At 71.3% G+C, this 25,099-nt stretch carries 17 protein-coding genes and 6 pseudogenes; 9 read left to right on the top strand and 14 right to left on the bottom strand.

Annotation, left to right across the window (positions count from 1 at the left end; genetic code table 11):
* Positions 1-60: 60 nt before the first annotated feature.
* The 3 genes and pseudogenes from AC1VM9_RS11135 to AC1VM9_RS11125 form a co-directional block, all read left to right on the top strand.
* Positions 61-1,752 (top strand): annotated as a pseudogene (locus AC1VM9_RS11135) (glycoside hydrolase family 3 N-terminal domain-containing protein); the annotation flags it as partial.
* 82 nt (positions 1,753-1,834) lie between these two features.
* Positions 1,835-2,398, top strand: a pseudogene (locus AC1VM9_RS11130) (glycoside hydrolase family 3 C-terminal domain-containing protein); the annotation flags it as partial.
* Between the two features lie 105 nt (positions 2,399-2,503).
* Positions 2,504-2,905: a carbohydrate-binding protein gene (locus AC1VM9_RS11125; protein ID WP_483124001.1), complete on the top strand. Its 402-nt coding sequence runs from the start codon at positions 2,504-2,506 to the stop codon at positions 2,903-2,905.
* 88 nt (positions 2,906-2,993) lie between these two features.
* Here AC1VM9_RS11125 and AC1VM9_RS11120 read toward each other — a convergent pair.
* From AC1VM9_RS11120 to AC1VM9_RS11095, 6 genes and pseudogenes are all read right to left on the bottom strand, one after another.
* Positions 2,994-4,455, bottom strand: a pseudogene (locus AC1VM9_RS11120) (GH1 family beta-glucosidase).
* Positions 4,452-4,661 (bottom strand): hypothetical protein, encoded by a 210-nt coding sequence (locus tag AC1VM9_RS11115; RefSeq protein WP_483124061.1) that lies wholly within the window; start codon positions 4,659-4,661, stop codon positions 4,452-4,454. Before AC1VM9_RS11115 ends, AC1VM9_RS11120 begins: the two are co-directional and overlap by 4 nt.
* A 37-nt stretch (positions 4,662-4,698) precedes the next feature.
* Positions 4,699-6,819: pseudogene (yicI, locus tag AC1VM9_RS11110) on the bottom strand (alpha-xylosidase); the annotation flags it as partial.
* 60 nt (positions 6,820-6,879) lie between these two features.
* Positions 6,880-7,809, bottom strand: coding sequence for a carbohydrate ABC transporter permease (locus AC1VM9_RS11105; protein WP_483122673.1), 930 nt, complete (start codon positions 7,807-7,809; stop codon positions 6,880-6,882).
* The gene (locus AC1VM9_RS11100) at positions 7,806-8,762 is read right to left on the bottom strand and encodes a carbohydrate ABC transporter permease (RefSeq protein WP_483122672.1); all 957 of its coding nucleotides are present in this window, start codon (positions 8,760-8,762) and stop codon (positions 7,806-7,808) included. Before AC1VM9_RS11100 ends, AC1VM9_RS11105 begins: the two co-directional genes overlap by 4 nt.
* A 58-nt stretch (positions 8,763-8,820) precedes the next feature.
* Entirely contained in the window at positions 8,821-10,137 is a 1,317-nt protein-coding gene (locus tag AC1VM9_RS11095; protein WP_483122671.1) for an ABC transporter substrate-binding protein, read from the bottom strand.
* 172 nt (positions 10,138-10,309) lie between these two features.
* Between AC1VM9_RS11095 and AC1VM9_RS11090 the strand changes: the two are divergent.
* Together AC1VM9_RS11090 and AC1VM9_RS11085 are read left to right on the top strand one after the other, a co-directional pair.
* Positions 10,310-11,239, top strand: a pseudogene (locus AC1VM9_RS11090) (LacI family DNA-binding transcriptional regulator); the annotation flags it as partial.
* A 179-nt stretch (positions 11,240-11,418) separates the two neighbouring features.
* A complete protein-coding gene (locus AC1VM9_RS11085; RefSeq protein WP_483122670.1) occupies positions 11,419-12,456 on the top strand; it encodes an alcohol dehydrogenase catalytic domain-containing protein in 1,038 nt (345 codons plus the stop codon).
* A gap of 83 nt (positions 12,457-12,539) precedes the next feature.
* Here AC1VM9_RS11085 and AC1VM9_RS11080 read toward each other — a convergent pair whose 3' ends face one another.
* The 8 genes and pseudogenes from AC1VM9_RS11080 to AC1VM9_RS11045 form a co-directional block, all read right to left on the bottom strand.
* Positions 12,540-13,157, bottom strand: coding sequence for a bifunctional 4-hydroxy-2-oxoglutarate aldolase/2-dehydro-3-deoxy-phosphogluconate aldolase (locus AC1VM9_RS11080; RefSeq protein ID WP_483122668.1), 618 nt, complete (start codon positions 13,155-13,157; stop codon positions 12,540-12,542).
* Positions 13,144-14,073 (bottom strand): sugar kinase, encoded by a 930-nt coding sequence (locus AC1VM9_RS11075; protein ID WP_483124000.1) that lies wholly within the window; start codon positions 14,071-14,073, stop codon positions 13,144-13,146. Before AC1VM9_RS11075 ends, AC1VM9_RS11080 begins: the two co-directional genes overlap by 14 nt.
* Positions 14,073-15,188, bottom strand: coding sequence for a glycoside hydrolase family 88 protein (locus tag AC1VM9_RS11070; RefSeq protein WP_483122667.1), 1,116 nt, complete (start codon positions 15,186-15,188; stop codon positions 14,073-14,075). Before AC1VM9_RS11070 ends, AC1VM9_RS11075 begins: the two co-directional genes overlap by 1 nt.
* Positions 15,175-17,916, bottom strand: a complete 2,742-nt coding sequence (locus tag AC1VM9_RS11065) for a hypothetical protein (protein ID WP_483122666.1) — start codon at positions 17,914-17,916, stop codon at positions 15,175-15,177. The genes AC1VM9_RS11070 and AC1VM9_RS11065 overlap by 14 nt, the downstream gene beginning before the upstream one ends.
* Entirely contained in the window at positions 17,913-18,812 is a 900-nt protein-coding gene (locus tag AC1VM9_RS11060) for a carbohydrate ABC transporter permease (protein ID WP_481342964.1), read from the bottom strand. Before AC1VM9_RS11060 ends, AC1VM9_RS11065 begins: the two co-directional genes overlap by 4 nt.
* The gene (locus AC1VM9_RS11055; RefSeq protein ID WP_483122665.1) at positions 18,809-19,726 is read right to left on the bottom strand and encodes a carbohydrate ABC transporter permease; all 918 of its coding nucleotides are present in this window, start codon (positions 19,724-19,726) and stop codon (positions 18,809-18,811) included. The genes AC1VM9_RS11060 and AC1VM9_RS11055 overlap by 4 nt, the downstream gene beginning before the upstream one ends.
* Positions 19,723-20,457 (bottom strand): extracellular solute-binding protein, encoded by a 735-nt coding sequence (locus AC1VM9_RS11050; protein WP_483122663.1) that lies wholly within the window; start codon positions 20,455-20,457, stop codon positions 19,723-19,725. The genes AC1VM9_RS11055 and AC1VM9_RS11050 overlap by 4 nt, the downstream gene beginning before the upstream one ends.
* Before the next feature lie 13 nt (positions 20,458-20,470).
* Positions 20,471-20,869, bottom strand: a pseudogene (locus tag AC1VM9_RS11045) (extracellular solute-binding protein); the annotation flags it as partial.
* A 318-nt stretch (positions 20,870-21,187) separates the two neighbouring features.
* On the opposite strand from AC1VM9_RS11045, the gene kduI reads away from it, so the two are divergent.
* The 4 genes from kduI to glpK are packed head-to-tail and all read left to right on the top strand — an operon-like array spanning position 21,188 to position 25,094.
* Positions 21,188-22,006 (top strand): 5-dehydro-4-deoxy-D-glucuronate isomerase, encoded by an 819-nt coding sequence (gene kduI / locus AC1VM9_RS11040; RefSeq protein ID WP_483122662.1) that lies wholly within the window; start codon positions 21,188-21,190, stop codon positions 22,004-22,006.
* Positions 22,003-22,764 carry an SDR family oxidoreductase gene (locus tag AC1VM9_RS11035; protein ID WP_483122661.1) on the top strand — a complete coding sequence of 254 codons (762 nt, stop codon included), beginning with the start codon at positions 22,003-22,005 and terminating at the stop codon, positions 22,762-22,764. Before kduI ends, AC1VM9_RS11035 begins: the two co-directional genes overlap by 4 nt.
* Positions 22,761-23,579, top strand: a complete 819-nt coding sequence (locus tag AC1VM9_RS11030; RefSeq protein WP_481342969.1) for an IclR family transcriptional regulator — start codon at positions 22,761-22,763, stop codon at positions 23,577-23,579. The genes AC1VM9_RS11035 and AC1VM9_RS11030 overlap by 4 nt, the downstream gene beginning before the upstream one ends.
* 6 nt (positions 23,580-23,585) lie before the next feature.
* A complete protein-coding gene (glpK, locus tag AC1VM9_RS11025; protein WP_483122660.1) occupies positions 23,586-25,094 on the top strand; it encodes a glycerol kinase GlpK in 1,509 nt (502 codons plus the stop codon).
* The last annotated feature ends 5 nt before the right edge of the window (positions 25,095-25,099 follow it).

Below are 25,099 nucleotides of genomic sequence, written 5' to 3'. Positions count from 1 at the left end.
GCAGCGGACCTTCCCTTCCGCGACCCCAGGCTCCCCATCGAGCAGCGGGTCGCGGACCTCATGTCCCGACTCACGCTCGACGAGCGGATCGGGCTGCTCCACCAGTACCAGCAGCCCGTCCCGCGGCTCGGGATCGGCATCTTCAAGGCGGGCACCGAGGCCCTCCACGGTGTCGCATGGTCGAACGACCACCGCGACAACGGCAACGTCGTGACCGCGACCGCCACCCAGTTCCCCCAGGCGCTCGGCCTGGCCAGCACGTGGGACCGCGGGCTCGTCGAGCAGGTCGGCTCCGCCGTCGGTGACGAGGCGCGCGGCCTGCACGCGAAGGACCCCGAGGTGTGGGGTCTCAACCTGTGGGCGCCGGTCGTCAACCTCCTGCGCGACCCGCGATGGGGCCGCAACGAGGAGGGCTACTCCGAGGACGCGCTGCTCACCGGCGCCGTCGCGACGGCCTACGGCTCCGGGATCCAGGGCCGTGACACGACCTACCTCAAGGCCGCGCCGACGCTCAAGCACCTCATCGGCTACAACAACGAGGCGCAGCGCGACACGTCGTCCTCGAACCTGCCACCGCGCGTCCTCAACGAGTACGAGCTCAAGGCGTTCACGTCGCCGCTCGCGGCCGGGGCGGCCACCGGGATGATGGCCTCGTACAACCTCGTCAACGGGCGTCCCTCCACGGTCGACTCCCTCATCGGCCAGCTGCGGTCCGTCTCGAAGACGCCGCTCTACAACGTCAGTGACGCCTTCGCCCCCGGCAACCTCGTCGGCTCCCAGCACTACTTCGACACCCAGCCCGAGGCCGACGCGGCGATGTTCAGGGCCGGCATCGACGGCTACGTGGCGGACAACGCCGACCCGACCGCGATGACCACCGCGGTCAAGGAGGCGCTCGCCAAGGGGTTCATGACCGAGGCGGACGTCGACGCCGCAGCGTCGCACGCCCTCACCCTGCGGTTCCGGCTCGGCGAGTTCGACCCGGACGGCGGGCCGTACGGGGCTCTCGGGGCCTCGGAGGTCAACGCCCCCGAGCACCAGCGGCTGGCTCGTACGACAGCGGCCGAGGCGATGGTCCTGCTCAAGAACTCGAGGAACGCACTCCCCCTCGACGCAGCGCGGGACCAGAAGGTCGCCGTGATCGGCCAGCTCGCCGACACCGTCTACAGCGACTGGTACGGCGGCAACGCCCCTTACACGGTCACGCCGGCTGCTGGCATCACCAAGCGGCTCGGCAGCTCCGGCTCGGTGAGCACCGTCGAGGGTGTCGACCGGATCGCCCTGCGCGACAATGCGACCGGCAAGTACGTGACCTCTCGCGGCACAACCGGCTCCGACACGGTGGCCGCAGCAGGCGACACCGCAGGTCCGGCCGCCCAGTTCGACGTCTTCGACTGGGGCGAGGACGTCGTCACGCTGCGCAACGTCTCGACGGGCAACGTCGTGGGCAACACCGGGTCGGCCCTCGTCACCAAGGACAAGCAGCCGAACGGGTGGTTCGTCCAGCAGCAGTTCGCCATCGAGAACCAGCCCGACGGGTCGGTCGTCCTGCGCTACGCGGGCTACGAGACGCGGGAGAGCTGGTACGGCGGCGGCACCTACGTCCGGGTCGGGCCCGACGGCGTCCTGCGCGTCGACGCCAGGTCCGCGTCGGAGGCCAGCCGGTTCACGCGCGAGACCCTGAGCAGCGGCACGGCGCAGGCAGCGGCCGCCGCAGCACGCAGCGACGCCGCCGTCCTCGTCGTCGGGAGCATGCCGTTCATCAACGGCCGCGAGAACCGAGACCGCACGAGCATGGAGCTTCCCGGCAGCGCAGCGGCGTCTCGTCGAGGCGGTGCTCGCCGCCAACCCCCACACCGTGCTCGTGCTGGAGACCTCCTACCCGGAGACGATCGACTGGGCGCAGCAGACCGTTCCCGCGATCGTCTGGACGACGCACGCCGGCCAGGAGACCGGCAACGCGCTCGCCGACGTCCTCTTCGGCGACGTCAACCCGTCGGGCCACCTGACGCAGACGTGGTACCGCGAGGGCACGACGCTGCCGAGCATCCACGACTACGACATCATCAAGAGCAGGCGCACGTACCAGTACTACGAGGGCACACCGCTCTACCCGTTCGGGCACGGCCTCAGCTACACCGACTTCGCGTACGGCCGGGCCACCGCCACGCCCGCATCGGTGGCGCCGGACGGCACGGTCACCGTCCGGGTCACGGTCCGCAACACCGGCACCCGCGCCGGTGCGGACGTCGTCCAGCTCTACGACCACCAGCGCACCTCGCGGACCCCGCAGCCGCAACGGCGACTGCTCGGCTTCGCCAAGGTCACGCTCGCTCCCGGCGAGTCCCGGCAGGTGGCCATCAAGGTCAGGGCCGCCGACCTCGTGGTGTGGGACGTGACGCGCGGCCGGTGGGTCGTCGAGCGCTCGGTGCACGACCTTCTCGTCGGCCGGTCGTCGGCGGACATCCGCGCACGGACGTCGATCGACGTCCGCGGAGAGGTCGTGCCTGCTCGTGACCTGGGCGTCGCGACGAGGGCGATGAACTTCGACGACTACTCGGGCATCACCCTCGTCGATGAGTCCAAGGCGGCGGGTACGTCGATCACGGCCCCCGAGGCCGGGGGCTGGGCGGTCTACCGCGACGCCCGTCTCGGTTCGGGGCCCCTGACGTTCACCGCCCAGGCGGCGCTCGACGGGCCGGCCGACGCCACCGTCGAGCTGCGTGTCGGGTCCCCCACCGGTCCGGTGGTCGGACGGGCCACCGTGGTGCCGACCGGCAGCGTCTACACGTACCGCCCGGTCACCGCGTCGGTCACGGGGTCGGTCACCGCGTCGGCGGGCACGGAGGACCTCTACCTCGTCCTCGACAAGGGGGTGCGGATCTCCTCCTTCACCCTCCGGTAGTCCCGTAGTCCCCTGTCGGACCGACACGAACGGCCCCGCCCACGAGCAGGTGGGCGGGGCCGTTCGTCGTGCGGGTCGGTGGGGCCGGTCAGTCGCCGGCGGTTCCCCCGCACCAGGTGGCCTCGTGGCGGGCGAGCAGACCGGCGTACCACCGGCCCGAGTCCTTGACGGTCCGGACCTGGGTGTCGTAGTCGACGTGGACGATGCCGAAGCGCCGCTCGAAGCCGTAGGCCCACTCGAAGTTGTCGAGCAGCGACCACAGGAGGTAGCCGCGCACGTCGGCGCCGGCCTCGATCGCGTCGGCGACGGCCTCGAGGTGGCGGCGGACGTAGTCGGTGCGGTCGGCGTCGCGGACGCGGCCGTCCGCGTCCACGCGGTCAGGGAACGCGGCCCCGTTCTCGGTGACGAGCAGGGGCAGGCCGGGGTAGCGCGCCGCCAGGTCGGTGAGCAGCTCGGTCAGACCCGCCGGGTCGACGTTCCACCCCATGGCGGTGTGCGGCGGTGCCGTGGCCGGGAACTCGACGTCGTCGGCCCCCACCCACGGGCTCGCGCCGTCGCCGTGGCCGTCGGCCGTCTCCTTCGGGCCGGTGCCGATGTGCTCGCGCACCAGGCAGCTCGCGTAGTAGTTGACGCCCAGGACGCTGAGCGGCAGGGCGATCTGCTTGAGGTCGCCGTCGTGGACGAACCCCAGGTCGCTGACGCCGGCGACGTCGCGGACGAGGTCCTCCGGGTAACGGCCCTCGAGCATCGGCCCGAGGAACGCCCGGTTCGCCAGGGCGTCGACCTTGCGCACCGCCTCGAGGTCGCCAGGGCTGGACGGGTCGACAGGACGCGGCACGTGGAGGTTGACGGCGACGCCGACTCCGACGTCGTCGCCCGCGACGGCCCGCACCGCCCGCCCGCCCAGCCCGTGGGCGAGGTTGAGGTGGTGCACGGCGCCGAGCGCCGCCGCCGGTTCGGTGCGCCCGGGTGCGTGCACACCGGCGGCATAGCCGAGGTAGGCCGAGCACCACGGCTCGTTGAGCGTCAGCCAGAGCGGGACCCGGTCGCCCAGGCGTTCGGCGACGAGGCCGGCGTACTCGGCGAAGCGGTAGGCGGTGTCGCGCTCCGGCCACCCGCCGGCATCCTCGAGGGTCTGCGGCAGGTCCCAGTGGTAGAGCGTCGGGATCGGTTGGATCCCCTTGTCCAGCAGGGCATCCACGAGCCGGGAGTAGAAGTCGAGCCCCTTCTCGTTCGCGGGGCCGCGTCCCGTCGGCTGGATCCGCGGCCACGCGACCGAGAAGCGGTAGGTGCCCAGGCCGAGGGCCGCCATCGAGCTCGACGTCGTCGCGCCAGCGGTGGAAGTGGTCGTCGGCCACGTCGCCGGTGTCACCGCCCAGGGTGCGCCCCGGCGTGTGGCTGAAGGTGTCCCAGATCGAGGCACCGCGCCCGTCCTCGTGCACGCCTCCTTCGATCTGGTAGGCCGCCGTCGCGGCACCCCACCGGAACCCGGGCGGGAACCGCCGGGCGAGAACGGTCGCCGCGGAGCGGGGGTGGCCCACCAGCGTCATGACACCACCTCGACGTCGAGCCTCAGCTCGACGACGTCGCCCGCGGCCTCGGCCAGGACGCCGTCGACGGCATACGGCCGGTCGTCCGGCGCCGGGACCACCCGGCCCGCGAGCACGGCGGACGAGCCGCCCGCGCCGACGGCCAGGACCCGGAAGCCACCCGGGAAGCTCCGGGCCGGAGAGACGCCGCACCGTGACCGCCTCACCCCTGCGCTCCACGGCGAAGACGGTGTCGGCCTCGCCGGCACGGCCGGGGACGGTCACCTCCCGCAGGCCGTCCGCGAGCTCGACGAGGGCCAGCGTGACGCCGTCAGCCCACGCATACTCCGGCGTGTCGGTGCAGGCGCCGAGCGGGAGCACCGTGTCGGGGCGGACGAGCAGGGGCACCGAGTCGAACCCGTGCTGCTCGCGCACCCAGGCGGGACCGACGACGGTGCGTCCGTCGAGCAGGCCCGTCCAGCGCCCCGCGGGCACGTAGTAGTCGACGACCCCCTCGTGCGTGAGGACCGGGGCGACGAGCAGCGAGTCGCCGAGGGTGTACTGGCGGTCGAGGTGTGCCACGGCCGGGTCGTCCGGGAACTCGAGGAGCAGCGGGCGCATGATGCCCACCCCCTCGCTCGTCACCTCGCGGGCAACCCTCGCGAGGTAGGGCATGAGGGCGAGCTTGAGCCGGGTGAACCGACGCGTCACCTCGACGGCCTCCTCGTCGAAGGCCCAGGGCACCCGGTAGGAGTCCGACCCGTGCAGGCGGCTGTGGCTCGAGAGCAGCCCGAAGGCGAGCCACCGCTTGAAGACCGCAGGGTCGGGGGTGCCCTCGAAGCCGCCGATGTCGTGGGACCAGTAGCCGAACCCCGAGTAGGCCAGCGACAGCCCACCCCGCAGCGACTCGGCCATCGACGGGAAGGTCGAGTCGCAGTCGCCGCCCCAGTGGACGGGGAACTGCTGACCACCCGCCGTCGCGGAGCGCGCGAAGAGCACCGCCTCTCCCTCACCCTTGGTGCGCCGGAGCAGGTCGAAGACGACCCGGTTGTACACGTGCGTGTAGTAGTTGTGCATCCGCTCCGGGTCCGAGCCGTCGTGCCAGACGACGTCGGTCGGGATCCGCTCGCCGAAGTCCGTCTTGAACGCGTCGACGCCCAGGTCGAGCAGCTTGTGCAGTTCACCGGTGAACCAGTCCACGGCGGCCGGGTTGGTCAGGTCGACGAGGCCCATCCCGGCCTGCCACTTGTCCCACTGCCACACGCTGCCGTCGGGTCGGCGCACGAGGTAGCCCTTCTCCATACCCTCGTCGAACAGGTGCGACCGCTGAGCGATGTACGGGTTGATCCAGAGGCACACCCGCAGGCCCTTGGCCTTGAGCCGTCGCAGCATCCCGGCGGGGTCGGGGAACGTGGCGGGGTCCCAGACGAAGTCGCACCAGTGGAACTCGCGCATCCAGAAGCAGTCGAAGTGGAACACCGAGAGGGGCAGCCCCCGCTCGGCCATGCCGTCGACGAAGGACATGACCGTGGCCTCGTCGTAGCTCGTCGTGAACGACGTCGACAGCCAGAGGCCGTACGACCAGGCCGGCACCTGGGGCGCGCGGCCGGTGAGCGCGGTGTACCTCGCGAGGATCTCCTTGGGCGAGGGCCCGTGGATGACGTAGTACTCGAGCTGCTCGCCGGCGACGGAGAACTGGGTCGCTGACACCGCCTCGGACCCGACCTCGAACGACACCTCCTCGGGATGCCGCACGAAGACTCCGTAGCCCGCGTTCGTGAGGTAGAACGGCACGTTCTTGTAGGCCTGCTCGCTGCTCGTGCCGCCGTCGGCGTTCCAGATGTCGACGGTCTGCCCGTTCTTGACGAGCGGACCGAAGCGCTCGCCCAGCCCGTAGACGAGGTCGCCGACGCCGAGGGCCAGCTGGTCGACCGCGAAGACGTCGTCGTCCTCGAAGAGGGCGACGCCCGTGCCACGTGGCATCGACCCGGTGAGGCGGCGTCCGTCGGCGAGGAAGCTCACCGCGTACCCGGGTCCCTTCGCGACGTGCACGCTGAGGCCACCCGCCGTCAGGGTCCCGCCCTCGTCGTCGACGGTCACGGACACCGGCGCCTCGTCGACGCCGTCGACCGCGAACTGCGGGTGCAGCGGGCCCGCCCCCAGGTGCCGCGCCAGCCGGACCCGGATGACGTCGGGCATGGGTGAGCTGAACTCGACCGTGAGCAAGGGCCGGTTGAGCGTGTCGCCGCGGGCGTGGATCCGCGCCGTGGGGGCGTACGCCGTGAGCGTCCGGCCGTCGGGTCCGACGACGAGGTCGCGGACCTCCGCCGGCCGCAGCAGCGTGACGCCCTGTCGGGACTGCCAGTAGCCGTCAGTGAACTTCATGGGAGGTCCGTGCTCGCTTTCGTCGGACGGGGTGCGCCGCTTCTCGGCTCGCGTGCGGGCTCACTTCTCGGCGCCCGCCATGACGCCGCGCGTCAGGGTGCGCTGGAAGACGAGGAAGAAGATGACGCAAGGGATGAGGGAGATGAGAGCGCCGGCGTTCGTCGTGGGGGCGTCCATGATGCGGTCGCCCTGCAGCGTCGCCAGCGCGACGGGAACGGTCTGGGTCGAGTTGGAGATGAGCATGACCAGGGGGATGAAGAACTCGTTCCACGTCCAGATGAAGAAGAAGATGACGAGCACCGTGAGCGTCGGGCGCGTGATGGGGAAGACGACGCGCCAGAGGGTCTGCCACCGGCTCGCGCCGTCGAGGGCCGCGGCCTCGAGCACCGACCGCGGGAAGGTGCCGAGGACCGAGGCGAGCAGGTAGGTGCCGAAGGCGCTCTGGATGACGGTGAAGATGATGATCACCGACAGCTGGGTGTTGTAGAGGCCGACCTGCTTGGCGAAGAAGTAGAGCGGGTAGACCAGGGCCTCCTGCGGCAGCATGTTGGCGAGCAGGAAGAGCCCGACGATCCACAGCCGTCCCCTCACCCGGCCGATGCCGAGCGCGAACGCGTTGAGGAGCGACACGACCGTCGCCGCCACCGCGACGGTGCCGGAGATGACGACCGAGTTGAGCAGCTTCTGCGGGTAGTCCACCTGCTCCCAGTACGTCGTCAGGCCCTTCGTGTAGATCTCGGTCGGCAGGCTCAGCGGACCGTTGGTGCTGTAGTCCGACGGCGACTTGAACGCGTTGAGCAGCATGAGCAGGAACGGCGCGATGACGGCGAGCGCGCACACGGTGACGAGGGCGAGGACGAGCCAGCGGCCCGGGCCTCGGCGCAGCCGGCTGGTGGTCGGCGGGGCCGCTGCCGGGAGCCCGCCGGCTGCGGGGCCGGCGGTCCCGGGGGCCCTGGGGCTGGTGGTCGTGTCGGTCACGATGGCGCTCATCGCCCATCCCTTCGCTCGGCGCGGGCCTGCAGGGCCATGAAGACTGCCGCGACGGCCACGATGATGAGGGTGAGCACCGTGGCGATGGCGGCCCCGTAGCCGACGTCGAGCTTCTTGAAGAACGTGGTGTAGGCGAAGTAGGAGGGCACCGTGGTGCTGTTCTCCGGTCCCCCGCGGGTCAGGGCGAAGATCGGCGCGAAGACCTTGAGTGCGGCGATCGTGCAGGTCAGCGTGACGACGTAGGTCTCGGGGCGGATCTGCGGGATGGTGATGGCCCGGAGCCGGTCCCACCACCCGGCGCCGTCCAGCTCGGCCGCCTCGTAGAGCTCGGGGTCGACCCGGCCGAGCGCCGCCATGAAGATGACGACGGGGTAGCCGATCTGCACCCAGACGAGCACGAGCATGACGGCCGGCAGGGCCGATGCAGGCTCACCGAGCCAGTCCTGGGCCAGCGAGCCGAGCCCGACCGCCTCGAGGAGGCCGTTGACGGCGCCGTCCGGTCGCAGCACCCAGCCCCACACGATGCCGGCCACGACGACGGGCAGGATCTGGGGCAGGTAGAAGGTCGCGCGCAGGACCGACACGACGCCGGCTCCGAAACGTCGGCCGAGGTAGTCGAACAGCACGGCCGCCAGCACGAGGCCGATGACCGTCGGCAGCACGACCATCGCGACGATCATCGCCAGCGAGTTGCGGAACGACGTCCAGAACACGTCGTCGGCGAAAAGCCGTGCGTACTGGTGGAACCCGGCGAAGCGTGGTTTGCCCACGCCGGACCAGCGGGTCAGCGACAGGTAGATGTTGTAGAAGAAGGGGATCCCGATGACGGCGGTGAACAGGACCGCTCCCGGGACGAAGTACGTCCAGTAGGACGCCTCCCGGCGTCGTCTCCTCGGGAGCCGGTCGGTCGGGACCGACGCGTCGTCGGCGTGGCTGAGCGTGGCGCTCGACATGATTCCTCCGTTCGGGGTGGGGCGGCGGGCCGCCCCACCCCGCGTGGCGGGTTCCCGGCTACTTGGCCTGGATCTCCTTGATGCCGTCGGCGTACGGCTTGGCGAGCTCGTCGAGGACCTCGCTCGGCTGCGCGGACTGGTTGATGAGCCCCTGGAGCTTGGCCACGAGCACGTCGTAGTAGCCCGGGACCGGCCAGTCGGGGTAGAAGGCGAGACCGTCCTGGTCGAGCAGGGTCGCGAAGTCCTCCGTCATCTTGCGGGTGCGCTCGTCGGTGATCTTCGACGGGTCCCCCGCCACCGGCAGGCCACCCTTCTGGCCGAGCAGGTCCTGGACCTCGGGGCGGAGCGTGATGTCGATGAAGTCGTAGGCGAGGGACTTCGCCTTGGAGTTCTCCGGCACGACCCAGAGGTTGCCCGAGGAGCCGGCGTCGAGCTTGTTGCCCGGGAAGAGCATCGTGCCCCAGTCGAACCCCTTGATCTCGTCGGCGAACCGGCCGAACCACCAGGAGCCCGAGACGATCATCGGCGTCTTGCCGGCGATGAAGGCCGTGCCCATGTCCTCGGCCTTGGCGCTGGCCGTGTTCCTGGCGATGTAGCCCTTCTTGACCCAGGCGTCGAAGGTGTCGGCGCCGTACTTCAGCGGGTCGGCGTGGAAGTCGACGGGTCCCTTGTACAGCTGGTAGTCGTCGACGAAGCTCCGGTCGGCCTTCGAGAGGGCGAGCTGGTAGTAGAGCTGGCCCGCGGGGTACTCGGCGCCGGCCATGCCTAGGCCGGCGATCCCCTTGGCCTTGAAGGCTGCCAGCGCGGACTCGAGCTCGGCGAAGGTCGTCGGCAGCTTGACGCCGTTCTTCGTGAAGAGGTCCTTGTTGTAGTAGACCATGACGTACTCGCCGTAGTTCGGCACGCCGTACCAGGCGTTGCCGCCCATGACGCCCTTCTCGTCGTACTTGGCCGTGGTCTGCAGGCTCGGGCTCAGCTTCTTGTCCCACCCGCGCTTCTGCGCCTCGGCAGTCAGGTCGGTGAGCAGACCCTGGGAGGCGAGCAGGCCGGCGGTGGCGTTGCCCTTGTTGTACTCCATGATGTCGGGACCGGCTTCGGAGTTGAGGATCATGCCGGCGTTCTGCTGGATCTGCTCGAACGCCTTGCGCTCGAACTCGACCTTCACACCGGGGTGCTCCTTCTTGAAGATCTCGATGGCCTTGTCCCAGGCCACACCCATGGCGCCGTTCGCGCTCTCGTAGTGCCACAGGCGCAGGGTCGTGGCCGCCGTGTTGTCGGCACCCGCTCCCGGCGACTCGCCGCCGCTGCAGGCGCCGAGGGCGAGGGCCGCTGCGGCCACGGCGGCCAGAGCTGCGCGGTGAAGGGGAAACCTCATTGTCGCTCCTTGGTCAGGTACAGTGTCGAAGCGCTTCGACTGTGCCAGTCGCGAGCCCGCTCAGTCAATAGTTTGAGGAAAAAACAAATTGTCGCGAGACACGGCCACCGGGCCGCGGACGGATGAGTCGGAGGTGGCGTTGAACGGCCGGACCCTCGCCTATGGTGATCGCATGCCCACCATCGCCGACGTCGCCCGCGAGGCCGGGGTGGCGCCGAGCACCGTCTCCTACGTGCTCAGCGGCAAGCGCGCCATCTCTGCCGAGACGCGCGCCCGCGTCGAGGCCGGTATCGCGCGACTCGGCTACCGGCCCAATGCCGGCGCCCGGGCCCTGGCGAGCGCGAGCACGAACATCGTCGCGGTCGCTGCACCACTGCGGACCGACATCAACGTGCCGGTGATCATGCAGTTCGTCGCGGCCATCGCCCTGGAGTGCCGGGTCCGCGACTACGACGTGCTGCTCGTCATCAAGGACGAGGGCCCCGAGTCGCTGGACCGGATCGTGCAGGGCTCGATGGCGGACGCGCTCATCGTCATGGACGTCGAGGCCCACGAGCCACGGCTCGCGACCCTGCACGACGCCGGTTTCCCCGTCGTCCTCATCGGGGTGCCCGAGACGCCCGGCGACTTCACCTGCGTCGACCTCGACTTCGCCGCGGCGGCCCGGTCGTGCGTCGAGCGGCTCGTGGGGCTCGGCCACCGCGACATCGCCCTCCTGGGAGCGACCCCCGCGGTCTACGAACGGGGAACGAGCTACGCGTTGCGCTTCCGGGCCGGCTTCGAGGCCGCTGCTGCGGAGGCGGGGGTGCGCGCCTCCGTGCACGCCCTCAGCGTGGGACACCACGAAGTGGAGGCCCAGGTCGACGCGCTGTTGCGTGACGAGCCCGCGGTCACCGGCCTCGTCGTGCACAACGAGGCGTCGCTGCCGGCTCTGATCACGACGCTCAGGGCGCGCGGCCGGGACGTCCCGGAGCACATGTCGATCGTCGCCCTGTGCCCCGACGACATCGCCGAGACGCAGTCGGTGCCGCTCGACGCGGTGTCCATCCCGGCCGCCGAGGTGGGTCGCCGAGCCGTCGAGCTCGCCCTGCGGCAGCTGGCCGGCCAGGCAGGTGGCCAGGCGGCCTCCCGCCGCACCTCGAGGTCCGCGGCAGCGCTGCCGAGCCGTACCGGGCGGCGGCCACCGGCGACTGACGCCTTCGACCCGGCAGCCCTGAACGCCACCGAACGCCACCACGGGACGGCAGACCGCCGGGCGCGGGTGGCTGCCATGATGACCCGGTGCGCGCGATGGTCCTCGATGCTGTCCGAGCCCGGCCCGAGGTCCGGGAGGTCCCCGAGCCGACCGCGCCGGCGGCCGGCGTCGTCGTCAGGGTCGTGGCGACCGGCCTGTGCCGCAGCGACTGGCACGCCTGGGCCGGGCACGACGACATCGCCTTCCCGCACGTGCCGGGTCACGAGCTCGCCGGCGTCGTCACCGAGGTCGGCCGCGGCGTCGAGCGCTGGGCGGTCGGCGACCGGGTGACCGTCCCGTTCGTGTGCGGCTGCGGCAGGTGCGAGTGGTGCCGTTCGGGGCAGGCCCAGGTGTGCCCTTTCCAGGAGCAGCCCGGCTTCACGCACTGGGGCTCGTTCGCCGAGTACGTCGCGCTCCACGCGGCCGACACCAACCTCGTGGGTATCCCCCGGAGCGTCGGCTTCGCGGCCGCTGCGAGCCTCGGTTGCCGTTTCGCCACGGCCTACCGGGCGCTCTCCGGCCGCGCGCGGCTCGCGGAGGGCGAGTGGGTCACGGTGGTCGGTTCGGGCGGCGTCGGGCTCAGCACGGTGATGATCGCGCGGGCGCTCGGCGCACGCGTGGTCGCGGTCGACCGCAACCCGGAAGCCCTCGCCGTCGCCTCGGCGCTCGGCGCCGAGGCGACGCTGCTCGCCGACGGCACGGACGTCCCGGCTGCCGTCGCCGAGCTCACCGGGGGCGGCAGCCACGTCGCGGTGGACGCGGTCGGCAGCGAGCAGACCTGCGCCGACGCCGTCCTCAGCCTGCGGCGCCGGGGCCGCCACGTCCAGGTGGGCCTGCTGCCCCCTGTCGACGGGCACCCGCGCGTCCCGATGGCGCGGGTCATCGGCTGGGAGCTCGACCTGCTCGGCAGCCACGGCATGGCCGCCGCCGACTACCCGGGCATGATCGAGCTCGTCGAACGCGGTCTGCTCCAACCGCAGCGTCTGGTCGAACGGACCGTCGGGCTGGAGGAGGCCGCCGCCATGCTCCCCGGGTTCGACCAGGCGACCGTCGCCGGCATGACGATGATCGACCCCAGCCGCTGACCCCGCCGGGCCGACGCGTGCCACGGAGCGCCTGGGGCACTGCGGTGCACTGCGGCGGCTCGGGCCGGCAACGAGCGTGACGCCTACGCGAGGATCCGCCGCAGCGTGTCGACCGGGTCGCGGGTCTCGAACAGGTCCCTGCCGACGCCGACGGCCGTCGCTCCTGCGGCCAGCCACGTCGGCACGTCGGCGAGGGGGATGCCGCCGGTGGGCACCACGCGTGCCCCGGGGCAGATCGCCAGCAGGGAGCGCAGGAAGCCGATGCCGCCGACGTGAGCCGGGAAGAGCTTGGCCACGCCGCCGTGGCCGGCCGAGGCCAGGACCTCCCCCACCGTCATGCCGCCCTCCATGAAGGGGACACGTCCGGCGAGCTCCGCACGCACGGCCGGGGCCGGGCAGGGAGAGACGAGGAAGTCGGCGCCCGACTCGACGGCGGTCCGTGCCTGGTCGGCTCGCAGCACCGTGCCGAGGCCCACCATCAGCTGCGGATGGGCCGCCCGCACCTCGCCCAGTGCCGTCGGCCAGCCCGCGGTGGTGGCCGTCAGCTCGACCATGGTGAGCCCCGCGTCGACGCACCGTGCGGCGGCGTCGACCGCCTCGGCAGCGGTCGACGTGCGCAGCACCGGGATGACCCGCGCGTGAGCCACCTTCTCGGCGAAGCGCTCCTCGACGTGCACCGCTTCCTGCTCATCGCGTTCCATGGGTCGTCGCTCCTTCCTCCGCCATGGCCGCCAGCTGCTCGCGCCCGACGTGGATGCCGTGGTCACCGAGCTGCTGCAGCACCGCGCCGGCCAGGCCGTGGCCCCATCGCAGCGCGGCCTCCGGCTCCCGGTCCAGGCTGCGGGCGGCCAGGTAGCCGGCCGCGAAGGCGTCTCCGGCGCCGACCGGCTCGACCACCTCGACCCGGGGGGCCGGGACCGAGACGACCTGCGACCCCACGAAGGCGACCGCCTCGTGGGGGCCGTCCTTGACGACGAGCTCTGCAGGTGCGGGCAGCACCCGGCGCACCTCGCCGGCGTTCGCGCATCCCCAGATCTCGGCGGCCTCGTCGAGCCCCACGAACACGGTGTCCGCCTCCTGGGCGAGAGCCATGAGGACGTCGCCCGCGGTCACGGGATCCCACAGCGCCGGGCGGTAGTTGACGTCGAACGACGTGTGCACCCGGTGCGTCCCGAGGAGGTCCTGCACGAGCGCCAGGCAGTCCGCCGACAGCGCGGGGGTGATGCCGGACAGGTGCACGTGCTCCATGCCGTGGAGGGCCGGCGCGGGCACGCGCCGGTAGGTCGTGGCCGCGGACGCGCTCCGGTAGTACCGCATGGTCGTGACCGTCCCCGTGAGGTCCTTGACGTACACGCCGGTGACGCGGTCGGGATCCTCCTCCAGGTACGTGGCGTCGACCCCTGCGTCCTCCAGGGTCCGCCTCAGCCTGCGCCCGAAGGCGTCGGAGCCGACCCTCCCGGCGAAACGCGTGGGGACGCCGAGCCGGGCGAGATGGACGGCGACGTTGAGCTCCGCGCCCCCGGCGGAGACGACGAGCTCGTCAGCCGACTCGAGCGAGGCCCCCGCCGGGGCGACGAGGGAGATCAGCGCCTCGCCGACGCACAGGACGGCGCCCATCACGGGGCCTCCGTCGCCGGACGGCCACCGGGCGCCGCTCGCCGGGCCTGCAGTGCTGCGGCCACGGCGTGGAGGGCGAGGCCCTGTCCCCACAGCTGCGGCCGGTCGTCGCGGATGACGCTGTAGCCGAACGGGACGAGCTGCAGCACCGTGCCGGCACTGACACGCGTCAGCGCACCGTCGTCGACGTAGGCCAGGGACCCAGCCACGGCGCGCCAGCCCGCCGCCCCGACCGCCTCGGACAGCCCCGGCACGACCGCGACCGCACGCAGCATGGCGGCACCGAGCCCCGCCGCCGCGGACGTCTCGAGGATCCCGGCGTTCTCCGCCTGGTCGTCGACGAGCACGCTCCACACGCCGTGCTCGGGCTGGCACGCCGTCAATGCGTCCAGCTGCCGACCGAGCCGGCCGCGCACGGCGGCGACCGTCCCGGCATCGGCGAGGTGGGGTTCACGGTCCGCGATCTCGAGGTACTCGACCGCCGACAGCGCCATCCAGGCGTTGGCCCGGCCCCAGAAGCACCGCACGGGACGACCCAGGTGGGAGCCGTGGACGAACAACCCGGTCTGCTCGTCCTGGAGGATCTCGGCGTGGGCGAGCCACTGCCGCCCCAGCTCCGACACCAGCGCCGGCTCGCTCCGCGCGACGCCGAGGTGCCCGAGGAACACGCCGCCCATGAACACCGTGTCGGCCCAGACGCCGTCGGGCCAGTGCTCGATGGCACCGTTGGCGGCCCGGGTCACCGCGGGAGAGGCCCGCAGCCACCCGAGCAGGCGGTCCGCGAGCGCGGCGCTCGACGGCCGCCCGTCGAGCACTGCCGCCGTCCCCGGAGCGAGGTGGTTGACGTGGTCCAGGACGACCTCGCCGACGGCCCGCTCGTCGAGCCAGGCCCGCACCCGGGGTGGGAACGGTCGTCCCGCGGCGTCGGCGAAACGGATGAGGCCGAGCAGGCACACGCCCTCGCCCCAGAAGAAGTCGGGCAGCCCGTCGCGCCAGGTGCGCTCCTCGATCTGCTCGCCGAGCCGGACCAGCGCCGCGGCGTCGAGGCGGGGTCCCGCCAGCGGAGGCCGCGGCGCAGCGGCGAGGCGGCTCGAGGTGAGGTCATGCCCGGCCATGACCGGCCCCCCGGGTGTCGAGCAGGGACGCCTCGACGCCACTCTCGGGGTGGGTCCGACGGCCTCGGTCGTAGTCGATGACGAGCCGTTCGCCCTCCCACTCGACCTCGAGCCGGTCCGCGCCGAGAACCTGCCGGCAGGCGGGGTTGTCCAGGTGCGGAGGATCCTGCGGGGTCCCGTCGACCCCGAGGGAGGTGTCGCGTCCGTCGACGACGAACGCGGTGTCCCACCCGAGCTGGAGGGTCCGGCCGTCACGGGACGTCCACGTCACCGTAGGGTTCCTGCGGCTGCTGTCGAAGACCGGGTCACGCAGCGCGGCAACGAAGTCCGCGAAGCTGCCGTCGACCGCTCGACGACCCACTGTCGCGACGTAGGCGGTCCCGTCACCCACCGGCCACCAGCACTGCCACGCCTCGTCGCCCGTGGTCTGGGGGGTGAAGCCCCCGGCCGTGGCGACCGCGACGTAGCCGTCACCGACCCGTCCCACGAGCCAGGGTCCCTGCTGCTGCCACTCGTCGAAGAGGTCAGCGGGGAACCACAGGTGGGTGGTGCCGAACCTGTCGTCGTCGGGGATGCGGTGCAGCACGAGAACGGTGTCCCGGTGCTGGTGGGCACGCGGCAGGACCCGCTGCCCGGCCCAGGCGCTCGGCCGGGCCGACGACCCGATCGTCGATGCCGCAGGATGCGTCGCGAACACCTGGACCTCCGACCCGAGCGTCGCGCCCCAGATGTGCTCCTGCAGGCCCGGGAGCCCGGCGCGGTAGTCCTGCACGCTCGAGAGCATGGCGTCGGGCGTGCGCCACACCCGGAGGTCCGACCCGTACGGGCGGGCGAGCAGGTCATGGTGCAGGCGGTACTCGCCGCGGTAGACCTGCCGGCCGTCCCACCCGTCGGGCTCGGCGCGGGCGACGGACCGGATCACCGGCGGCATCGTGTAGTGGCGAGCCGTGGCGAGGACCGTCGCCGGGAGGACGGCGTCGTTGAGGGCGCCGACTCCCCACAGCAGCACCATGATCGGCGCGGTCTCCTCGAAGCGGGCCGATCGAAGGGTGTGCGTGTACGAGCGACCGTGCGCGGCTGCGTGCACGCCCTGCCACGAGTTCGTGGCCAGGGTCAGCAGGACCTTGTCGAGCAGCGCCTCGGCAAGGAGCCTCAGCTCCTGCGACCTCGCGAGCTCGACGAGCGAGACGAGCGCGAAGCAGTCGATGGCGAGGTAGGCGTTCGAGTCGAACTCGCTGAACCCGCCGGCGAGCTTGCGACGCATCCACTCCTCGGCCAGAGGAGCGGCATGCTCGGCGTGCTCGCGTCCGGTCCAGCCGGAGTTGGTGAACGTCTCGTCGGCGAACATCTCGCCGACGAGGAGCTCGGCGGTGTGCCAGACGAACTGGTGGTTCTCGGTGAAGTAGCACATGGCGTCGAGACCCGGCTGGTCGATCCAGTACTTGAAGCCGGTCAGCGCACGGCGAACCCTGTCGCGGTCGCCGTCGCGCCACGACTCCTCGGGCAGCCGGTGCCACAGGTGCACCAGGCCGACCGCCTCGAAGTCGGCACAGTCGTACCGGGCCCCGATCATGCGCAGCGGTGTCTCGAGGTCGGCCGAGTCGACAGGACGGTCCGCGTCGAGCGCGTGCCGGGCGAGGGCGCGGGCCGACCCCGGCACGGCCGCCGCGCTGTGGCGCAACAGCCGCTCGCGCCAGGCGTCCGGCGTCTCGTCGGGGGCGTCCACCCGGGGGACTTCCGCCAGGGAGGCGACGCGGGCCGTGCGGCACACGGGGACGTCGTCGCGGTCGACCCGCAGCGTCAGCTCGGTCTCACCGGTGCTGAGCATCGACGCCGCGCCCTCCGAGTCGGCCCCGTGGGGCTGGGCGAGGTGGAGGACCGCGCTCCCCCCGTCGAGCACGAGCGTCCTGTCGGGCCCCCCGGACACCGAGGCGCGCAGCCTGGCACCACGGGGACCACTGATGCGCGTCGTCCCGTCCCTGCTGGCCCACGGCCCCACCGCGAGGGACTCGAGCAGCTGCTCGGCGCTCCGCGAGGCGTGCTCGTCCGCGCCGGGCGACGGGATGACCACGCGCACCGGGAGCCCGTCGACGCGGACCGACACGATGTGCCGGCACTCCCGGAAGGCCACCTGCCAGGTGGCGACGTGCAGGGTGGTCGTCCCGGACTCGAGACGGACCCGCACGCGGTGGGAGATCGGCTCCATGTAGCTGAACTCGTCCGTGCGCAGCACCGGCGAGCCGTCGACGAACGCCACCACCGGACCCGTGCTCGCGATCTCGAGGTCGCGGTACTCGGCCTGGTCGACCTCGAGCGTCGTGGCGCAGACGGAGTGCCGGTACTCGGGCGTGAAGCAGAACCGGCTCCAGTCGACGAAGCCGTCGGCGCCCGTGTGGACGCGCTGCCACCGTCCCGTCGACGCGGCGTCGGCGTGCGAACGGGTCCACGTGAGCGCACCGCCTTCGACCACGGTCGGCAGCGGCTGGTCGGCCAGTAGCGGGTGGAGCGCGTGCAACCGTCGCTTGAGCGGCGCGACGTCGGGACCGTTCGTCAGCACCCACCTGCCGTCGGGGCCCCACGGGCTCCCCTGCGCGTCGAGGAGCTGCCCGAGGTCGTCGCACGGCGCGCTCCAGGCGGGGCTCACGAGCCAGTCCCGGATGAGGCCCCGCTCGTCGAGGGTGTGCACGGTCCGTCCCGGCGACGTGGCCGGTGGGTCGGTGGGGATCACTTGATGGCACCTTGGGAGAGTCCGGCGATGATCTGCCGCTGCAGCAGCAGGAAGATGACCACGATCGGCACGATGGTGACGACCGAGACGGCGAGGATCTGGTTGAACGGGATGGCCTGCTGGCTGGCGAACCGGGCGATGGCCACCGGGATGGTCTGCTTCGACTCGTCCTGCGCGACGATGAGCGGCCACAGGAAGTCGTTCCAGCGCCAGATCACCGAGAAGATCGCGACGACCGCGAGCGCGGGACGACTGAGCGGCAAGATGATCCGCCAGAAGATGGCCCACTCTCCCGCGCCGTCGACACGTGCCGCCTCGATCATCTCGTCGGGGAGGGTCAGCATGTACTGCCGGAGCAGAAACACGCCAGTGGGCGTCGCGGCCGGCGGGATGATGAGCCCGAGCAGGGAGTTGGTGAGCCCGAGCGAGGAGACGACCTGGTACACCGGCAGGAGGATCACCTGGAGCGGGATCATGATCGTGGCCAGCGTGATGAGGAAGAACACCGTGCGGCCCCGGAAGTTGTACTTGGCCAGGGCGTAGGCCGCCATCGAGTTGATCGCGAGGGTGAGAACGGTGGCCGCCACGGTGACGATCAGGCTGTTCGTCAGGTAGCGGCTGAAGTCGAACGCCTGCAGGCCGCTCGTGTAGTTGTCGACCGTAGGGTTCTGCGGCCACAGCGTCGGTGGCGTCTGCGCCAGCTCCTCGGCGCTCTTGAACGAGGAGAGGGCAGCCCACACCAGTGGGGCGACGACGACCATCGCGCCGGCGACGAGCAGCGTCGTCCGCACGACAGTGCTCGTCGACGGCGGCCGGCCCGACGTCGATGTCCACGCCGACGGCCTCCGCTCGGGAGCGCGCGCCGCGGTGTCGGCGGCGGTGAGGGTGCTCGTCATATCGCATCGCTCCTTCGCCCGAGGACGTAGTTCGCGAACGTCACCGCGAACACCACGACGAAGAGGATCACCGCGGCCGCGCTCGCGAGACCGTACTCGATCGGGTAGCTGAACCCGTTCTCGTAGATGTACTGGACCATCAGGGTCGTGGCGCTCACGGGGCCGCCACCGGTGAGCGTGAAGATGAAGTCGAAGGACTGGAAGCCGGCGATCGTCGCCAGGATGATGACGACCATCAACGTCGGCCGCAGCAGCGGCAGGGTGATGAGGCGGATCGCCTGCCATGGGGTCGTGCCGTCGATCCGGGCCGCCTCGTAGAGCGAGCCGTCGATCGACTGGAGACCCGACATGAGGATCATCGCGTAGAAGCCGAGGTGGATCCACGTCCCCACGATGACGATCGCGACCATCGCCAGACCCGGCTCGACGAGCCAGCCGGGCTGGCCGAGCCCGACGGCCGACAGCGCCTGGTTCACCATGCCGCGTTCCCGGTCGAAGGCCGCCCTCCAGACGATGCCCACGACCACGGGCGAGATGACGATCGGCAGGAAGTAGGCCGCGCTGATGGCGCCGCGCCCCCGACGCTGGGCGTTGATCATCAGCGCGAGGGCCATCGCCAGGACGGTGGAGACGAGGACGAAGCCGACGGTGAAGACCACGGTGTGACGAACCACCGCCCAGAACTCCTCGTCGCTGAGGATCGCCCGGTAGTTCCCCGTCCCGACCGGTTTGAAGGTCCGGCCGTTGCTGCTGTTGTAGAAGCTGAGGTTGAAGCCGTTCGCCGCCGGCCAGATCGTGAAGACCGCGAAGATCAGCATGTTGGGCAGCAGGAACAGGTAGGGCGCGAGCCTGCGGGTGTTGAGTCGCCCTCGTGGCGGCCGTTCCCGGGCAGGAGCGAAAGCGGTGGTCGTCATTTCGCGCCCTGGATGGCCTTGTCGATCTCAGCGGACAGGTTGGTGACCGCGGTGGCCACATCCTGCTGACCGGCGACCACCTTGTCCGTCTCGGCGACCAGCGCCTTGCCCGCGTTCGAGAACGCCGGGTCGAAGCCCGCCGGCCAGGTGTCCTCGGGCGTCTGGCTGATCTGCGAGAGGAACACCTTCATGTCGGCGTCGTGGGTGGGGTAGTCGACACCCTTGTCGGTGAGGTCCTTCCGGGTGGGCAGCCAGAAGGCCGTCTTGTCGATCTCGGCTTGGTTCTCGGCCCGGTTCATCCACTGGACGAAGGCCGCCGCGAGGACCGGCTCCTTGCTGTTCTTGAACGCCACCATGAACTTGCCTCCGGGGAAGCCGCCGCAGCGCTCCTCGCACGGGTTGGGCACGGCGGCCCAGCTGAACTTCGCACTCGCGGCGAAGGCGCCGACCTGCCACGGGCCGGAGAGGTAGACCGGGACCTGCTTGGCCAGGAAGATCTCGTTGGCACCCGAGTACTTGCTCCCCGAACCCAGCCAGAAGTCCTTCGGCGAGGCGTTGCTCTTGACCAGGTCGGTGAAGAACGTCAGCGCCTTGGTGGCCTTCGCCTTGTCCAGGGCGTTCGTGCCGCCCTTGCCGATCATGACGGTGCCGTACTGGCTCAGCACCGTGCTGAGGCGGTTGCCGGACTTGTCGATGGCGACGGCGTAGGGCATCTGGTTCGCCGCGGCCACCTTCTTGGCCGAGCTGCGCGAGCTCGTCCCAGGTCCACTTGGCCGGTACGGCGACGCCGGCCTTCTTGAAGGCGTCCACATTGATGAAGGGCCCGTTGACCGTGGCGTCGCTCGGCACGGCGTACATGTGACCTGCGGCGTCCTGGGCGGTGCCGGCGGCGCCGGTGGAGAACTCCGACGCGTAGTCGCTGCCGAAGTACTGCTTGAAGTCGACGGCATCGTCCACGTAGGGGTGCCAGTCGGCGACTCGCGCGACCTCGGGGGCGTTGCCGCCCGACAACCGCGCCTGCAGCGAGGTGTTGATGTCGGCGAACGGGACGATCTGCAGGTTGACCTTCGCCCCGGTCTCCTGCTCGAACTTCGCGATCGCGTCCCTCGTCGCCTTCTCGTCAGGCCCGTCCGTGAAGTACACGTACGTGAGGGTCTTGCCCTTGAAGCTCTTGAAGTCCACCGTCGCGGGGGCGCTCTGCCCGCCGGAGGAGCTTCTCCGCGGTTCCGGGCGCACACGCCGCCAACGTGACCGCCAGCGCCACACACGCCAGGCCTCCGATCGTGGTCTGGGCTCGCATCTGTCCTCCACCTCTCTGTGGATGTCTCTCGGGGCCGTCCGAGCCGCTGCCGTTGGCTCTGGCGCACTCCACTGGTCACGTGCATACTGGTGCCTATTCCGCTGGAAGGGAAGTACTTCCCGTCAGGCGGGAAGCCATCCGGACTCCCGAAGGAAGCGCACATGACTGACGTAAGGCTGGCCACCCACCCGTCCGAGCTCGACGCGATGACGACATCGGACCTGCGTGGCCGGTTCCTCGTGGAGGACCTCTTCGCCCCGGGCGAGGTGCGCTTCTGCCTGAGCCACTCCGACCGGGTGCTGATCGGCGGTGCGGTGCCCGACGGCAACGTGCTGACCGTCACCGCGCCGGACGAGATCCGTGCGCAGAACCTCTGCGACCGGCGCGAGCTCGGCGTGGTGTGCCTCACCGGCTCGGGCGCGGTCGTCACCGACGGCACGACCCACGAGCTGGACGCCGAGGACATCCTCTACGTCGGCGCGGGGACAGGCACCGTCGAGCTCTCCGGAGAGGCGACGTTCTACCTCGTCTCCGTCCCGGCCCACCGCCCCCTTCCCACCACGCTCGTGCCGCGCGAGGAGGCCGACACCGTGGAGGTCGGCGACGACGCGGCAGCAAGTCGTCGCACCATCCGCAAGTACGTCGCGGGCGGCCGGGTCGAGTCCTGCGAGCTGGCCATCGGCATCACGACGCTCGAGCCGGGCAGCGTGTGGAACACCATGCCGTGCCACACCCACGACCGGCGCACCGAGATCTACCTGTACTTCGGCCTGCCCTCGAGTGAGCGCGTCGTCCACCTGTGCGGTCGGCCGCAGAGCACGCGCAGCATCGTCGTCGCGGACCAGCAGGCGGTCATCAGCCCGCCGTGGTCGGTGCACTTCGGGGCGGGCACCGCGCCGTACAAGTTCGTCTGGGCGACCGGAGGGGAGAACCTCGCCTACGACGACATGGACCCGGTGGCCACGGAGGCCCTCTCGTGATCGAGTCGATGTTCGGGCTCTCGGGGAAGGCGGCCCTCGTCACCGGCGCCGGTCGAGGGATCGGGGCGGCCGTCGCGAGAGGGCTCGCCGCGGCAGGCGCCGACGTGATCCTCTGGGGCCGTATCGAGTCCGGCCTGCGTGAGACGGCCGACGCGTGCTCGCAGCTGGGTCGGAAGGTGACCACCGTCTCCGGGGACCTGTCGGACCCCCGCGCAACGGCGACCACCGCGCGCGAGCTGGCCGCGGAGCAGCGCATCGACATCCTCGTGAACAACGCCGGGACCATCTCGCGGGCCCCCGCCCTCGACGTGGACTACGCGGACTGGCGCGCCGTCCTCGCCACCAACCTCGACTCGGCCTTCGTGCTGGCCCAGGTCGTCGGCGCCGGCATGGTCGAGCGCGGGGCGGGCTCGGTGATCAGCACCGCGTCGCTGCTGTCCTTCCAGGGCGGGATCAACGTGCCGTCCTACACCGCGAGCAAGCACGCCCTCGTCGGCCTGACCAAGGCCCTCGCCAACGAGTGGGCCGACCGCGGGGTGACCGTGAACGCGGTGGCGCCCGGGTACATCAGCACCGACAACACCACCGCCCTGCGCGAGGACCGCGAGCGTGAGCACGCCATCCGCTCCAGGATCCCGGCGGGGCGGTGGGGGACGCCGGACGACGTCGTGGGAGCCGTCGTGTTCCTCGCCGGTCCGTCGGCGAGGTACGTCACGGGCCACACGCTCGTCGTCGACGGCGGGTGGTTGGCGAGATGACCGGGCCACGCGCAGGCGCGGTGCCCGGAGCGTCGGCCGTCGACCGGACGGGTGCGGTCGCCAAGGTCGTCCGCGTCGTGGAGGCCCTCACCGAGCACTCCGGGGTCTCCGAGATCAGCAGGTCCACGGGCCTGTCGACCTCCACGGTGCACCGCATCATCCAGGAGCTCGTGGCCCTCGGATGGGTCCGCGGCGACGGCGAGCACGGCTACCTGCCGGGCGTGGGGCTGCTGACCATCGCCGCCAGAGCTGACTTCGAGGCAGGCATGCCCCTCGTCGAGCCGATTCTCAAGGGGCTCAGGGACGCCACGACGCACACCGTCCACTTCGCCCTGCGTCAGGGGGATCTCGCGGTCTACGTGGCCAAGATCGAGGGTCTTCGCGCGTACGAGATGCGCAGCCGCGTGGGGCTGGCCATCCCGCTGCACAGCACCGGCATCGGCAAGGCGCTGCTCGCCGGACTGCCGGAGTCGGAGGTCCGTGCGCTGCTCGAGCGCTCCGGCATGCCCCCGATGACGCCGAGGACCATCACCGACCCGGACGCCATGATCCAGCACCTGCACTCGGTCTCCCGGCGCGGCTACGCGATCGACGACGAGGAGAACGAGGAGCACACCCGATGCATCGCAGCCGTGGTGCGCGACCACCGAGGTGCCGCGATCGGTGGGATCAGCATGTCCGCCATGGCCTTCGAGATCGACGAGAAGCGAGCCCAGCAGCTCGCCCCGCTCGTCATGGCCGCGGCACGCAACGTCTCCCAGGCGCTCGGACACCGCGGTGCCGGTGACCTGCCCGGCGCCCAGCGCACGAGGTAGCCGGCGATGGCGGAGTTCGTCGGTGCGATCGACCAGGGCACGACCAGCACGAGGTTCATGGTCTTCGACCATACGGGACGGGTCGTGGCCTCGCATCGGGCCGAGCACGGACAGCACATGCCACGGCCCGGCTGGATCGAGCACGACCCCGTCGAGCTCTGGCGCGACACGCGGACGACCATCGAGGTGGCGCTCGAGGGCGCCGGCCTGACGGCCACCGACCTTGCCGCCGTCGGGATCACCAACCAGCGGGAGACCACGCTCGTCTGGGACCGACTGACGGGCAAGCCTTTTCACAACGCCATCGTCTGGCAGGACACCCGCACCGACCGTATCGCCGCCGAGCTGCTGCGTGACGGCCGCGGTGACGTCATCCGGGAGCGCACCGGCCTGCCGCCGTCGGCGTACTTCTCGGGGGGCAAGCTCCAGTGGCTGCTCGAGAACGTCGACGGCCTCCGCGCCGCGGCCGAGTCCGGGCGAGCCCTGTTCGGGACGGTCGACACCTGGCTGGTGTGGAACCTCACCGGCGGACCTTCGAGCGGGTCACACGTCACCGACCCCACCAACGCGAGCCGCACCATGCTCATGGACCTTCGGACCCTCGACTGGGACGAGGAGCTGCTGGGCTTCTTCGGCGTGCCGCGACGCATGCTGCCCGAGATCCGCCCGTCCGCAGACCCGGCCCACCACGGCACCACGTGCGTGGACGGGCCCTTCCGTGGTGCCGTCCCTGTGGCCGGAGTCCTCGGGGACCAGCAGGCCGCAGCCGTGGGCCAGCTGTGCTTCGACCCGGGCGACGCGAAGAACACGTACGGCACCGGGAACTTCCTCCTGCTCAACACCGGCCGCGAGATCGTCCGCTCCGTGCACGGTCTGGTCACGACCGTCGCCTACCAGCTGGGTGGCGATGCCCCCGTCTACGCGCTCGAGGGCTCCGTGGCGGTGACCGGCTCTGCCATCCAGTGGCTCCGGGACCAGCTGGGCATCATCGGCGACGCCGCCGAGACCGAAGCTCTGGCCGGCAGCACGGCGGGCACGGACGGGCTGTACTTCGTCCCCGCCTTCTCGGGCCTCTTCGCCCCGCACTGGCGACCGGACGCCCGGGGCGCCATCGTCGGGCTGTCCCGGTTCCACACCCGCGCCCACCTGGCCCGCGCTGCGCTCGAGTCCATCTGCTACCAGTCCAGGGACGTCGTCGCGGCGATGGAGCAGGACAGCGGGATCACCCTCGGCAGGCTGCGGGTCGACGGCGGCGTCACCGCCAACGGTTTCGCCATGCAGGCCCAGGCCGACATCCTCGGGATCCCGGTGACCCGTCCCGCCGTCGCCGAGACCACCGCGCTGGGTGCGGCCTACGCCGCCGGCCTGGCGACGGGCTTCTGGTCGGGGACCGACGAGCTCAGGGCGAACCGCCAGGAGTCCCGGTGCTGGCTGCCGACCTGGACCGCGGAGGAGCGGGCCGACGGATACCGCCTCTGGCACAAGGCCGTTCAACGAACGCTCGACTGGGTCTGAGCGCG

The sequence above is a fragment of the Monashia sp. HAY1-11D genome (assembly GCF_056868035.1).
Note: the sequence above shows the minus strand (reverse complement) of the source record. Positions and strands in the feature narration are given on the sequence as shown.

What these genes read in the sequence shown, in the direction of transcription:
- AC1VM9_RS11105 (WP_483122673.1), bottom strand. Translation starts at nt 7,809, where the DNA reads ATGAGCGCCATCGTGACCGACACGACCACCAGCCCCAGGGCCCCCGGG.
- AC1VM9_RS11100 (WP_483122672.1), bottom strand. Translation starts at nt 8,762, where the DNA reads ATGTCGAGCGCCACGCTCAGCCACGCCGACGACGCGTCGGTCCCGACC.
- AC1VM9_RS11095 (WP_483122671.1), bottom strand. Translation starts at nt 10,137, where the DNA reads ATGAGGTTTCCCCTTCACCGCGCAGCTCTGGCCGCCGTGGCCGCAGCG.
- AC1VM9_RS11080 (WP_483122668.1), bottom strand. Translation starts at nt 13,157, where the DNA reads ATGGAACGCGATGAGCAGGAAGCGGTGCACGTCGAGGAGCGCTTCGCC.
- AC1VM9_RS11075 (WP_483124000.1), bottom strand. Translation starts at nt 14,073, where the DNA reads ATGGGCGCCGTCCTGTGCGTCGGCGAGGCGCTGATCTCCCTCGTCGCC.
- AC1VM9_RS11070 (WP_483122667.1), bottom strand. Translation starts at nt 15,188, where the DNA reads ATGGCCGGGCATGACCTCACCTCGAGCCGCCTCGCCGCTGCGCCGCGG.
- AC1VM9_RS11060 (WP_481342964.1), bottom strand. Translation starts at nt 18,812, where the DNA reads ATGACGAGCACCCTCACCGCCGCCGACACCGCGGCGCGCGCTCCCGAG.
- AC1VM9_RS11055 (WP_483122665.1), bottom strand. Translation starts at nt 19,726, where the DNA reads ATGACGACCACCGCTTTCGCTCCTGCCCGGGAACGGCCGCCACGAGGG.
- kduI (WP_483122662.1), top strand. Translation starts at nt 21,188, where the DNA reads ATGACTGACGTAAGGCTGGCCACCCACCCGTCCGAGCTCGACGCGATG.
- AC1VM9_RS11030 (WP_481342969.1), top strand. Translation starts at nt 22,761, where the DNA reads ATGACCGGGCCACGCGCAGGCGCGGTGCCCGGAGCGTCGGCCGTCGAC.
- glpK (WP_483122660.1), top strand. Translation starts at nt 23,586, where the DNA reads ATGGCGGAGTTCGTCGGTGCGATCGACCAGGGCACGACCAGCACGAGG.